Annotated in this window: 10 protein-coding genes and 1 riboswitch; of the genes, 9 read left to right on the top strand and 1 reads right to left on the bottom strand. The window is 72.4% G+C overall.

Annotated elements, in window-relative coordinates:
- Positions 1-58 precede the first annotated feature (58 nt).
- The 6 genes from shc to ABZY13_RS24220 all read left to right on the top strand — a co-directional run bounded on the left by shc (position 59) and on the right by ABZY13_RS24220 (position 6,195).
- Positions 59-2,125, top strand: coding sequence for a squalene--hopene cyclase (gene shc, locus ABZY13_RS24245; protein ID WP_356634122.1), 2,067 nt, complete (start codon positions 59-61; stop codon positions 2,123-2,125).
- Between the two features lie 9 nt (positions 2,126-2,134).
- Complete coding sequence (locus tag ABZY13_RS24240; RefSeq protein WP_356634120.1) at positions 2,135-2,779, top strand: 1-hydroxy-2-methyl-2-butenyl 4-diphosphate reductase; 645 nt, start codon at positions 2,135-2,137, stop codon at positions 2,777-2,779.
- 5 nt (positions 2,780-2,784) lie between these two features.
- A complete protein-coding gene (gene hpnH, locus ABZY13_RS24235; protein WP_356634118.1) occupies positions 2,785-3,807 on the top strand; it encodes an adenosyl-hopene transferase HpnH in 1,023 nt (340 codons plus the stop codon).
- A 165-nt stretch (positions 3,808-3,972) separates the two neighbouring features.
- Complete coding sequence (locus ABZY13_RS24230; protein ID WP_356634116.1) at positions 3,973-5,400, top strand: aspartate aminotransferase family protein; 1,428 nt, start codon at positions 3,973-3,975, stop codon at positions 5,398-5,400.
- Between the two features lie 64 nt (positions 5,401-5,464).
- Positions 5,465-6,079 (top strand): XRE family transcriptional regulator, encoded by a 615-nt coding sequence (locus tag ABZY13_RS24225; RefSeq protein ID WP_356634114.1) that lies wholly within the window; start codon positions 5,465-5,467, stop codon positions 6,077-6,079.
- On the top strand, positions 6,076-6,195 hold the full coding sequence (locus ABZY13_RS24220) for a DUF6126 family protein (RefSeq protein WP_356634112.1): 120 nt from the start codon (positions 6,076-6,078) through the stop codon (positions 6,193-6,195). The genes ABZY13_RS24225 and ABZY13_RS24220 overlap by 4 nt, the downstream gene beginning before the upstream one ends.
- Positions 6,196-6,232: 37 nt before the next feature.
- Here the strand turns inward: ABZY13_RS24220 and ABZY13_RS24215 are convergent, their stop codons facing one another.
- The gene (locus ABZY13_RS24215) at positions 6,233-7,030 is read right to left on the bottom strand and encodes a tyrosine-protein phosphatase (protein WP_356634110.1); all 798 of its coding nucleotides are present in this window, start codon (positions 7,028-7,030) and stop codon (positions 6,233-6,235) included.
- A 204-nt stretch (positions 7,031-7,234) separates the two neighbouring features.
- Between ABZY13_RS24215 and ABZY13_RS24210 the strand changes: the two genes are divergently transcribed.
- The 3 genes from ABZY13_RS24210 (at position 7,235) to ABZY13_RS24200 (ending at position 11,820) form a co-directional block, all read left to right on the top strand.
- A complete protein-coding gene (locus ABZY13_RS24210; protein ID WP_356634108.1) occupies positions 7,235-9,322 on the top strand; it encodes an alpha-galactosidase in 2,088 nt (695 codons plus the stop codon).
- Between the two features lie 297 nt (positions 9,323-9,619).
- A riboswitch (cyclic di-AMP (ydaO/yuaA leader) is annotated at positions 9,620-9,789 on the top strand.
- Positions 9,790-9,791: 2 nt separating this feature from the next.
- Positions 9,792-10,802: a peptidoglycan DD-metalloendopeptidase family protein gene (locus tag ABZY13_RS24205; RefSeq protein WP_356634106.1), complete on the top strand. Its 1,011-nt coding sequence runs from the start codon at positions 9,792-9,794 to the stop codon at positions 10,800-10,802.
- A gap of 232 nt (positions 10,803-11,034) precedes the next feature.
- Positions 11,035-11,820: an SGNH/GDSL hydrolase family protein gene (locus ABZY13_RS24200; protein ID WP_356634247.1), complete on the top strand. Its 786-nt coding sequence runs from the start codon at positions 11,035-11,037 to the stop codon at positions 11,818-11,820.
- The last annotated feature ends 40 nt before the right edge of the window (positions 11,821-11,860 follow it).

Genomic DNA, 11,860 nt, shown 5'->3' with positions numbered 1-11,860 from the left:
GGCCGACGGCGGACCCACAGCAGACGCAAGCCTTGCAGGACTGCACGAAGGGGAAGCCATGACAGCGACGACCGACGGAAGCACCGGGGCCACCCTCCCGCCCCGCGCAGCCGCGGCCAGCGAAACCGACGACACCGACATCACCGCCCCCGTCCCCACCGGGGCCGACGAAGCGGCGCGCCGCGCGGTCCGGCGCGCCACCGACCACCTGCTGGCCCGGCAGGACGCCGAGGGCTGGTGGAAGGGCAACCTCGAGACCAACGTCACCATGGACGCAGAGGACCTGCTGCTGCGCGAGTTCCTCGGCATCCGCGACGAGACCGTCACCCGGGCCGCCGCCCTCTTCATCCGAGGCGAACAACGCGACGACGGCACCTGGGCCACCTTCTACGGCGGGCCCGGTGACCTGTCCGCCACCATCGAGGCGTACGTCGCCCTCCGGCTCGCCGGCGACGAGCCCGACGCCCCCCACATGGCGAAGGCGGCGCGGTGGGTCCGGGCGCAGGGCGGGATCGCCGCCGCCCGTGTCTTCACCCGCATCTGGCTCGCCCTGTTCGGCTGGTGGAAGTGGGAGGACCTGCCCGAACTCCCGCCGGAACTCGTCTACCTGCCCACCTGGCTCCCGCTCAACATCTACGACTTCGGCTGCTGGGCCCGGCAGACCATCGTCCCGCTGACTATCGTCTCCGCCAAACGCCCCGTGCGCCCCGCGCCCTTCCCGCTCGACGAACTGCACGCCGACCCCGCCCGCCCCAACCCGCCCGGGCCGCTCGCCCCGGCGACCACGTGGGACGGCGCCTTCCAGCGGCTGGACCGGGCCCTGCACGGCCTGCGCCGGGTCGTGCCCCGGCGGCTGCGCCGCGCCGCGATGAACACCGCGGCCCGCTGGATCATCGAGCGCCAGGAGAACGACGGCTGCTGGGGCGGCATCCAGCCGCCCGCCGTCTACTCGCTCATCGCTTTGTATCTGCTCGGCTACGACCTCGGGCACCCGGTGATGCGGGCGGGCCTCGCGTCGCTCGACCGGTACGCCGTCTGGCGCGAGGACGGCGCCCGGATGATCGAGGCCTGCCAGTCCCCGGTGTGGGACACCTGCCTGGCCACCATCGCCCTCGCCGACGCCGGGCTGCCCGCCGATCACCCGGCGCTGGTCAGGGCGGCCGACTGGATGCTGGGCGAGCAGGTCGTGCGGCCCGGCGACTGGTCGGTGCGCCGACCCGGACTGCCGCCGGGCGGCTGGGCGTTCGAGTTCCACAACGACAACTACCCCGACATCGACGACACCGCCGAGGTCGTCCTCGCGCTGCGCCGCGTCCGCCACCACGACCCGGAGCGGGTCGAGAGGGCGATCGGCCGCGGGGTGCGCTGGAACCTCGGCATGCAGTCGAGGAACGGCGCCTGGGGCGCCTTCGACGCCGACAACACCAGCCCCTTCCCCAACCGGCTGCCGTTCTGCGACTTCGGCGAAGTGATCGACCCGCCGTCCGCCGACGTCACCGCGCACGTGGTGGAGATGCTCGCCCACGAGGGCCTCGCCCACGACCCGCGCACCCGGCGCGGCGTTCAGTGGCTGCTCGCCGAACAGGAGCCGGACGGACCGTGGTTCGGCCGCTGGGGCGTCAACTACCTCTACGGCACCGGGTCGGTGGTGCCCGCGCTCACCGCCGCCGGGCTGCCCGCCTCGCACCCGGCGATCCGCCGCGCGGTCTCCTGGCTCCGGCGCGTGCAGAACGACGACGGCGGCTGGGGCGAGGACCTGCGCTCCTACCGCGACCCCCGTCAATGGCGGGGCCGGGGCGCCTCCACCGCCTCGCAGACCGCGTGGGCTCTGCTGGCGCTCCTCTCCGCCGGCGAACGGCACTCCGAGGCCGTCGAACGCGGCGTCGCCTGGCTCGCCGCCACCCAGCGGGAGGACGGCTCCTGGGACGAGCCGTACTTCACCGGCACCGGCTTCCCCTGGGACTTCTCCATCAACTACCACCTCTACCGGCAGGTCTTCCCGCTCACCGCGCTCGGCCGGTACCTGCACGGCGAGCCCCTCGCCCACCGGGCGCAGTCCCGCGAGCAGCCGGCGCGGGCCGAGCGGGGAGCGGTCCTCGCCGAACAGCGCCCGGCCGGCGCGTAGGTGCGGGCGATGAGCACACCGCCCGCCCCGGCGCCGCCGCTGCTGATCGCCTGCGCGCTCGGCATCGAGCGGCTGGCCCTGCGCCTGGGCGAACGCGACGGCACCGGCGGCCCGGTCACCGTGCTGCGCACCGGCATGGGGCCGGAGGCCGCCGAGCGCTCCGTCGCCCGGGCGCTGGCCGGCCCGGCCCTCGCCGGCGTCGCCGTCCTCGCCACCGGCTTCTGCGCCGGGCTCGCGCCCGGCATGCACCCCGGCGACCTCGTGGTCGCCGAGGAGACCAGGGATCCGCGCGGATCCGTGCCGTGCGAGGGAACCGACCTGCTCGTCGAGGAACTCGCCCGTGCCGTGCCCGGCCACGCCGTGCACACCGGCCCGCTCACCGGAACCGACCACGTCGTACGGGGCCCCGAGCGGGCCCGGCTTCGGGACGCCGGCGCCATCGCCGCCGACATGGAGTCGGCGGCGACCCTGCTCACCGCCGCCCGCGCGGGCACGCGCCCGGTTGCCGCCGTCCGGGTGGTGGTCGACGCCCCGGAACACGAACTGGTCCGGATCGGCACCGTGCGCGGTGGAATATCGGCTTTCCGCGTTCTCCGCTCCATTCTTCCCGCATTCCGTGAATGGCACCGTAATGTGCTGCTCCCCAGGAGGTGAGCCAGATGGCCATGCCGCTGCGCCAGTCCGTCAAGGTCGCCGCATACTTGGCTGAACAGAAGCTGCGCCGGCGCGACAAGTTCCCGCTCATCGTGGAGCTGGAGCCGCTCTTCGCCTGCAACCTCAAGTGCGAGGGCTGCGGGAAGATCCAGCATCCGGCCGGGGTGCTCAAGCAGCGCATGCCGGTCGCCCAGGCAGTGGGGGCGGTCCTCGAATCCGGCGCCCCGATGGTGTCCATCGCCGGCGGCGAGCCGCTGATGCACCCTCAGATCGACGAGATCGTGCGCCAGTTGGTGGCCAGACGCAAGTACGTCTTCCTGTGCACCAACGCCATGCTGCTGCGCAAGAAGATGGACGAGTTCACTCCCTCGCCCTATTTCGCGTTCGCCGTGCACATCGACGGGCTGCGCGAACGGCACGACGAGTCGGTCGCCAAGGAGGGCGTCTTCGACGAGGCGGTGGCCGCCATCAAGGAGGCCAAGCGGCGCGGCTTCCGGGTCACCACCAACTCCACCTTCTTCAACACCGACACCCCGCAGACCGTCGTCGAGGTGCTCGACTTCCTCAACGACGACCTCCAGGTCGACGAGATGATGATCTCGCCCGCCTACGCCTACGAGAAGGCCCCCGACCAGGAGCACTTCCTGGGCGTGGAGCAGACCCGGGAACTGTTCCGCAAGGCCTTCTCCGGCGGCAACCGGCGCCGCTGGCGGCTCAACCACTCCCCGCTCTTCCTGGACTTCCTCGAGGGCCGCGTCGACTTCCCGTGCACCGCCTGGGCGATCCCGAACTACTCCCTGTTCGGCTGGCAGCGGCCCTGCTATCTGATGAGCGACGGCTACGTGCCGACGTACCGGGAACTGATCGAGGAGACCGACTGGGACAAGTACGGCCGCGGCAAGGACCCGCGCTGCGCCAACTGCATGGCGCACTGCGGCTACGAGCCCACCGCCGTCCTCGCCACCATGGGCTCCCTGAAGGAGTCGCTGCGCGCCCTGCGCGAGACGGTGTCCGGAAACCGGGAGTGACGTCATGACGGCCCGCGCCCCGGGCGCGGGCCGTCGCCGTGAGAGCACCGCGAGAGGAAGACCGGAGAGGACAGGGGGCCCGGGCGTGACGATGCCGGCTCGCCGTCCGGGCGCAGCCGGCCCGGGCCGCGGCCCCGACGACACGGCGTCCAAGGAGACCCACGCATGACGACCGCCGAATCCGCGCCCCAGCCCGCCGAGCCGGCGCCCGGCGCGGAGTTCGACCTCGGCGCGCTGCTCGCCGAGCGCGCCGCCGAACGCTACGAACTGCACGCCCGGCACCTCAACCACCAACTGCCGCGCATGTTGCGCACGATCGGCTTCGACAAGGTCTACGAGCGTGCCGAGGGCGCCTACTTCTGGGACGCCGAGGGCAACGAATACCTCGACATGCTCGCCGGGTTCGGGGTGATGGGCCTCGGCCGTCACCACCCGGTCGTGCGCAGGGCGCTGCACGACGTCCTCGACGCACACCTCGCCGACCTCACCCGCTTCGACTGCCCGCCGCTGCCCGGACTGCTCGCCGAGCGCCTCCTCGCCCACAGCCCCCACCTGGACCGGGTGTTCTTCGGCAACAGCGGCACCGAGGCCGTCGAGACCGCCCTGAAGTTCGCCCGGTACGCCACCGGCCGACCGAGGGTCCTGTACTGCGAGCACGCCTTCCACGGCCTGACCACGGGCTCGCTCTCCGTCAACGGCGAGTCCGGCTTCCGCGACGGCTTCGCCCCGCTGCTGCCCGACACGGCCGTGCCGCTCGGCGACCTCGACGCCCTCGCCCGGGAGCTGAAGCGGGGCGACGTGGCCGCCCTGATCGTGGAGCCGATCCAGGGCAAGGGCGTGCACGAGGCTCCGCCCGGCTATCTGCGGGCCGCCCAGGACCTGCTGCGCCGGCACAAGGCGCTGCTCATCGCCGACGAGGTGCAGACCGGCCTCGGCCGGACCGGCGACTTCTACGCCTACCAGCACGAGGACGGCGTCGAACCGGACCTGGTGTGCGTGGCCAAGGCCCTCTCCGGCGGCTATGTGCCGGTCGGCGCCACGCTCGGCCGGGACTGGATCTTCAAGAAGGTGTACTCGTCCATGGACCGGGTGCTGGTGCACTCGGCCAGCTTCGGCGGGAACGCCCAGGCCATGGCGGCGGGCCTGGCGGTGCTGTCGGTCATGGAGAGCCGGCAGACCGTCGCGGGCGTCCGCGCCACGGGCGAGCTGCTGAAGTCACGGCTGACGGCGCTGATCGACGAGTACGAGCTGCTCGCCGACGTGCGCGGCCGAGGGCTGATGATCGGCATCGAGTTCGGCCGGCCCCGGTCGCTCGCCCTGCGCAGCCGCTGGACGATGCTCCAGGCGGCGCGCAAGGGGCTGTTCGCGCAGATGGTGGTCGTGCCGCTGCTCCAGCGCCACCGCATCCTCACACAGGTCTCCGGCGACCACCTGGAGGTGATCAAGCTCATCCCGCCGCTGATCATCGGGGAGCGAGAGGTGGACCGGTTCGTGGACGCCTTCACAGAGGTGATGGACGACGCGCACAACGGCAGCGGTCTGATGTGGGAGTTCGGGAAGACGCTGGTGAAGCAGGCGGTCGCCCATCGGTAGACGGGGCTTTTGCCTGGCGGGCAAGAAAATTGCCCCGAGGGCAAAGGTGGGGCTCAATGGGGGCATGAGCCTTCCCGTCCCCGAGCCGGCCGCCGAGGGCCTGGCCGCCGTGGCCCCGCAGCTGCGGGCGCTGCGCCGCCAGGCCTCCCTCACCCTGGAGAGCGCGGCCCGCGCCGCCGGGCTGTCGCCCGCCCATCTCTCCCGGCTGGAGACCGGCCACCGCCAGCCGTCGCTGCCGATGCTGCTGGCGCTCGCCCGCGTCTACGGTACGACGGTCTCCGAGCTGCTCGGCGAGACGGTCGCCGGCCGGGACGCCGTCCTGCGCGGCGCGGACATGGAACCGACGGCGGCGGGCGGCTGGACCTACCGGCAGGCGGGAGCGCCGGGCCGCGGGATGCAGGCACTGCGCGTCCACGTGCCGCACGGGTCCCAGGGCGACATCGTGCGCGTGCACCCCGGCGAGGAGTGGCTGTACGTCCTCCAGGGACGGCTCGGGCTGCGCCTCGGGGACGCCGCGCACCGGCTCGGCCCCGGGGACAGCGCCCACTTCGACTCGCTGACCCCGCACCGCATCACCGCCCTGGACGACGACGGAGTCGACCTCCTGTTCGTCCACACCCTGCTCCAGAGCCCCACGGCCGCGCTGTGCCTCGGCCCCACGACGGGAGAGACCCCATGAGCGACTCCGAGCAGAGGATCCCGAAGGCCATCTGGGTCCGGCTGTTCATCTACATCGTCGCGGGGCACGTGTTCGCCGCGTTCCTCTATCTGCTCTTCGAGGTCGGGGCGAAGTAGCGCCGGGCGGCCGGGCCCGGGTGGCGCCGCCCCGGTCTCAGTCGAGGAGCCGGTCGCGCAGCCGCTCGCGGGTCCGGGGAGCCAGCCCGAGGCCCCGCTCCAGATAGGCGTCGACGCCGCCCCAGGTGTCGTCGATGGTCTCCAGCGCCGCCGTCAGGTATTCGGCGCGCGCCTCGAACAGCGGGTCGAGCAGCTCCATGACCTCCGGCGCGTAGGCGGAGGCGGAGCTGCTACTGCGGCGCACCCTGTAGCGCCGGTGCTTGGCGTTGGACTCCAGGTAGTCGGCGAGGATCGCATCGCGCTCCACCCCCAGGGCGAGCAGCGTCACCGCGATCGACAGCCCGGCGCGGTCCTTGCCGGCGGCGCAGTGCATCAGGGCCGGGACGCTGTCCTCGGCGAGCGCGTGCAGCACCCGTGAGTGCTCGGCCGTCCGGTCCTTGATGATCATGCGGTAGGAGGCGATCATCCGGTTCGCCGCCTTGCCGTCCGCCAGGATCTCCCGCAGCTGCTCCAGATCGCCCTCGCGGACCATTCTCCAGAACTCCGCGCCGTCCGCCGGGTCGCTCAGCGGCAGGTTGACATTGCGCACGCCCGGCAGCTCGACGTCGGGCCCTTCGAGCTTCTGGTCGGCGGCGTTGCGGAAGTCGAAGATCGTGTGCAGCCCCAGCGAGGCGAGGAACGCGGCGTCCTCGGCGGTGGCGTGGGCGAGGTGGCCGCTGCGGAACAGCACGCCGTGCCGCACCCGGCGCCCGTCCACCGTCGGCAGGCCGCCCACGTCACGGAAGTTGCGCACTGCGGCCAGCTCGGGCTCGGTCGACGGCACCTGCTGCGTCACGGGGGCTCCCTCCCATCGCCCCGCCGGCGCGGCTCGTCGACGGGCACGCCTTGACGATACGACATGCGTTTTCCGGGCCGACCGGTTGTCCACAGGCGGTCACCGTTCGTCGCCGGGGTTTTCCACAGGCGTTGCCGGGAGGGGGCGCGGCGCTCGATGATGTTGGGACGTGAGCGGGACTGTCCGAGTCCGTGGGGGAGCGGGATGACGCACATCGACATCGCCGACGACGGCCGCACCTGGCTGCTGTCGGGACCGGCGAGCAGCTACGCCCTGCACCTCACGGACGCCGGCGAGCTGCTGCATCTGCACTGGGGGCCGACCATCGCCCTCGCCGACGCCGAGGCCCTCGCCGCCCGTCCGCTGCCCGACGACTGGCCCTTCGAGTCCCGCCTCGACGGACGCGAGGAGTACCCCGTCGAGGGCGGCGCCCGCTTCGTCCGGCCCGCCCTGTCCGTGCGCACCGACGAGCGGCGCGGGACCGAGTGGAGCTTCGAGGCCTACGAGATCGGCGGCGCCGGGGGCGAGGAGGAGCTGCGGCTCCGGTTCCGGGACGGCGGGCTGGCGGTCACCCTGCACCACCGGATGCGCGGGGACGTCGTGGAGCGCTGGGTCACCCTGGACAACGACGGGCCGGCCGTGGAGCTGCTGCGCGCCGACTCCGCGACCTGGACCCTGCCCGAGCGCGGGGCCTGGCGGCTGAGTCAGCTGCACGGCCGCTGGGCCGCCGAGTCCCGGCTGACGTCCGCGCCCCTGACCTACGGCGAGAAGGTGATCGGCAGCCGCCGCGGGCACACCGGGCACCAGCATCTGCCGTGGGTCGCGCTGGACACCGACGCGACCGAGGAGCGCGGTGAGGTGTACGCGTGCGCCCTCGGCTGGTCGGGGTCCTGGCGGATCGCGGTGGCGCAACTGCCGGACGGGCGGGTGCAGATCACCGGCGGCGCCGGGTACGACGACTCGGGGCTGCTGCGGCTGGCGGCGGGGGAGTCCTTCACGACGCCCGTCTTCGCGGGGCTGTGGTCCGACGGCGGCTTCGGCGGGGCCAGCCGCGCCTGGCACGCCTATCAGCGGGCGCATGTCGTCCCGGACGCCGGGCGGGACCGGCCGGTGCTGTTCAACTCCTGGGAGGCGACGGGCTTCGACATCTCCGAGGAGCAGCAGCGGGCCCTCGCGCGCCGGGCGGCGGGGATCGGCGTCGAGCTGTTCGTCGTGGACGACGGCTGGTTCGGGGCGCGCACCGGCGATCACGCCGGGCTCGGCGACTGGACTCCCAACCGGGACCGCTTCCCGGCCGGACTGAAGCCCCTCGCGGACGAGGTGCACGCCCTCGGGATGCAGTTCGGGATCTGGGTCGAGCCCGAGATGGTCAACCCGGACAGCGAGCTGTACCGCGCCCACCCGGACTGGGTGCAGTTCCAACCCGGACGAAACAGGACGGAGTTCCGCAATCAGCTGGTGCTCAACCTTGCGCGCGAGGATGTGCGGGAGTACCTCTGGGAGCAGCTCGACGCGCTGCTGTCCGGCGCCCCCGTCGACTACGTGAAGTGGGACTTCAACCGCTGCTTCACCGACGCGGGCTGGCCCGGCGATCCCTACCCGCAGCGACTGTGGGTGGACCACGTGCGCGCTCTGTACGCGCTGGTGGACCGGCTGCGGGCGGCCCACCCCGGCGTCGCCTTCGAGTCCTGCTCGGGCGGCGGCGGCCGGATCGACCTCGGCATCCTCGCCCGCACCGACCAGGTGTGGACCTCCGACAACACCGACCCGCTCGACCGGCTCGCCATCCAGCACGGCTTCAGCCAGCTCCACCCCGCGCGGGTCATGGCCGCCTGGGTCACCGACAGCCCCAACGCCATGCTCAACGGCCGGGTCAGCTCGCTGCGCTTCCGCTTCGTGAGCGCCATGGCCGGGGTGCTCGGCGTGGGCGGCGACCTCACCTGCTGGAGCGAGGAGGAACTGTCCGAGGCGCGGGAGTGGGTGGCGCTCTACAAGGAGATACGCCCGCTGGTGCAGCGCGGCGACCTGTACCGGCTGCGCCCGCCGGACGGAGGGCTCAGCGCCGTGCAGTACGTGCTCGGCGACGAGACCGTCGTCCTGGCCTGGCTCCAGGCGCAGCGGTTCGGCGAGCCCGTGCCGGCGCTGCGGCTGCGCGGGCTGGATCCGACAGCGTCGTACGAATGCCGCGAAACGGGCGAAATCCATCGCGGTGCCGTGCTGCTGCATCACGGAATGCAGTCGGGGTTGCGGGGAGATTTCGACGCGGCAGTTCTCCGACTCCGTCGCATATGAGCCTTCTGCCCGAATTGGCCTCTTCATTCCAACTCGCTGCGGAATGAGGGGGGCTGGTGAAACGGCGGGTGAGCAGGGTCATAGTGGTGACCGTGCGTCGCCCGTCATGTTCACGTAATCCTCACGTGTCACAAGGGAGTTTGCGGGTAACGGCCGCCCGGCGGTGTACGGAGGGTGACCGGGAAATCCGGCAACCGATCAAGATGGGGGTCTTGATCCGGAACCTCTTGCTTGTCCGTTTGCGTCGCGGTCGCTTACGTTCCAGACCGATCCGGGCGGACGCCTAATCCTGCCGCCGCCCGGTGCCCGCGCAAACCCACCCGTGTACGGCAGGAGCGGGGGACCCACAGGTACGAATGCCTGTTCCGGTCTCCGGAACGGCTTGGGGTTTAGCCGCGTTTCGGCGCGGCCGGACATCTCCAGTCCGCACCCGACAGCTCACCTCGCAGGCGCCGGAGAGGAAATCACCATGCCCGCAAAGGGTAAGCACCGCCGTCCCAAGGCCCAGCGTTTCGCCCGCTCCATAGCCGTCGCCGGCACCGGTGGCGCCGCACTCGCCCTGCCGCTCATGGGGGCCGCCGGCGCCCATGCCGCGACCCCGCAGTCCGCGCCGGACAAGACCGTCCAGTCCGTCACGGCGGAGAAGACGGCCACCGGCAAGAAGGCCGCCGAGAAGAAGTCCGCCGCGAAGAAGTCCGGGGCGACGACGTATTCGGTGAAGGTCGGCGACTACCTGTCGAAGATCGCCGAGGAGCAGAACGTCAGCGGTGGCTGGCAGCGGCTCTACGAGGACAACCGCGAGGCCGTCGGCGACGACCCGTCGCTGATCCACCCGGGCCTCAAGCTCAGCATCGGCAAGAAGGCCGCTACGGCCCAGAAGTCGTCGGCCCCGGCGCCCTCTTCGGCCTCCGCCGAGAAGTCGTCGGCCACCGCCGAGCCGTCGCAGCCGTCCGAGCCGTCGCAGCCGTCCGAGGCGCCCCAGCAGGAGTCCTCCCCGGCGGAGTCGGCCCCGGACGAGTCCTCGGCCCAGGCGTCCACCGGCTCCCAGGCCGCCGACACCGCCCCCGCTTCCGGCGGCTACACCGCCCCGGTGTCCGGCGCGGGCGTCGGCACCGCCTACAGGGTCGCGGGCAGCATGTGGTCCAGCGGCTACCACACCGGCGCCGACTTCGTCGTCCCGACCGGCACCTCCCTGAAGGCCGTGGGCCCGGGCACCGTCGTCTCCGCGGGCTGGGCCGGCGCGTACGGCAACCAGGTCGTCCTCAAGCTCGCCGACGGCTACTACGCCCAGTACGCCCACCTGTCCTCCCTCTCCGTCTCGGCCGGCCAGACCGTGACGGCGGGCCAGCAGGTCGGGCTCTCCGGCTCGACCGGCAACTCCACCGGACCGCACCTGCACTTCGAGATCCGCACCACGCCGAACTACGGCTCCGACGTGGACCCGGTCGCCTACCTGCGGTCGCACGGCGTCTCCATCTGAACCCCCGCTCCCTGACGCACAGCCGCCGAAGGCCGGACCCCGATCACGAGATCCCGGGTCCGGCCTTCGGCGTGCCCGCCCCGACGGGCCGCGGCCCATTCCGCAGTTGACCATTCCTTGGCCAGTGGCTTATCTCACCGTCCGTCAACCCATGCCTACGGTCGCGTAAGTCACATTCCACGAGGAATCATGGTGCGCTGTGGCAGACGATTCGAAGAATGACAGCAGATCAGTGATCGGGTCGTACGTGGCGGTGGGGGACAGCTTCACCGAGGGCGTGGGCGACCCCGGCCCCGACGGGGCGTTCGTCGGCTGGGCCGACCGGTTCGCCGTACTTCTTGCGGACCGCCGGGCCGAGGGCGACTTCGCCTACACCAACCTTGCCGTCCGGGGGAAACTCCTCGACCAGATCGTGGCCGACCAGGTCCCCCGGGCCATGGAACTCGCCCCCGACCTGGTCTCGTTCTGCGCCGGAGGCAACGACATCCTGCGCCCCGGCACCGACCCCGACGAAGTGGCCGAGCGCTTCGAGCGGGCGGTGGCGCGGCTGACCGCCGCCGCGGGCACCGTGATGGTGACGACCGGCTTCGACACCCGGGGCGTGCCCGTGCTCCGGCACCTGCGCGGCAAGATCGCCACCTACAACGGGCATGTCCGGGCCATCGCCGACCGGTACGGCTGCCCGGTGCTCGACCTGTGGTCCCTCAGGTCCATCCAGGACCGCCGGGCCTGGGACCACGACCGGCTGCACCTCTCCTCCGAGGGGCACACCCGGGTGGCGCTGCGTGCCGGACAGGTCCTGGGCCTGCCCGTGCCGGCCGACCCGGAGCAGCCGTGGCCGCCGCTGCCGCCCCGGGGCACGCTGGAGGTCCGGCGCGACGACGTCGACTGGGCGCGCCGATACCTGGTGCCGTGGATCGGGCGCCGGCTGCGCGGGGAGTCCTCCGGCGACCACGTCACCGCCAAGGGCGCCCTGTCCCCGGACGACATCAGGACGCGGATCACGGCCGTGGCGTGAGTCCCGCCGGACGGCCGCGGCCGAGGGTGGCGCCCTGTGG

Source organism: Streptomyces sp. NPDC006610 (assembly GCF_040611575.1).
Lineage (GTDB): Bacteria > Actinomycetota > Actinomycetes > Streptomycetales > Streptomycetaceae > Streptomyces.
Note: the sequence above shows the minus strand (reverse complement) of the source record. Positions and strands in the feature narration are given on the sequence as shown.

Bases quoted from the DNA above. Each gene is read 5' to 3' on its own strand.
- hpnH (WP_356634118.1), top strand. From the start codon at position 2,785: ATGGCCATGCCGCTGCGCCAGTCCGTCAAGGTCGCCGCATACTTGGCT.
- ABZY13_RS24205 (WP_356634106.1), top strand. From the start codon at position 9,792: ATGCCCGCAAAGGGTAAGCACCGCCGTCCCAAGGCCCAGCGTTTCGCC.
- ABZY13_RS24220 (WP_356634112.1), top strand. From the start codon at position 6,076: ATGAGCGACTCCGAGCAGAGGATCCCGAAGGCCATCTGGGTCCGGCTG.
- ABZY13_RS24230 (WP_356634116.1), top strand. From the start codon at position 3,973: ATGACGACCGCCGAATCCGCGCCCCAGCCCGCCGAGCCGGCGCCCGGC.
- ABZY13_RS24210 (WP_356634108.1), top strand. From the start codon at position 7,235: ATGACGCACATCGACATCGCCGACGACGGCCGCACCTGGCTGCTGTCG.
- ABZY13_RS24240 (WP_356634120.1), top strand. From the start codon at position 2,135: ATGAGCACACCGCCCGCCCCGGCGCCGCCGCTGCTGATCGCCTGCGCG.
- shc (WP_356634122.1), top strand. From the start codon at position 59: ATGACAGCGACGACCGACGGAAGCACCGGGGCCACCCTCCCGCCCCGC.
- ABZY13_RS24225 (WP_356634114.1), top strand. From the start codon at position 5,465: ATGAGCCTTCCCGTCCCCGAGCCGGCCGCCGAGGGCCTGGCCGCCGTG.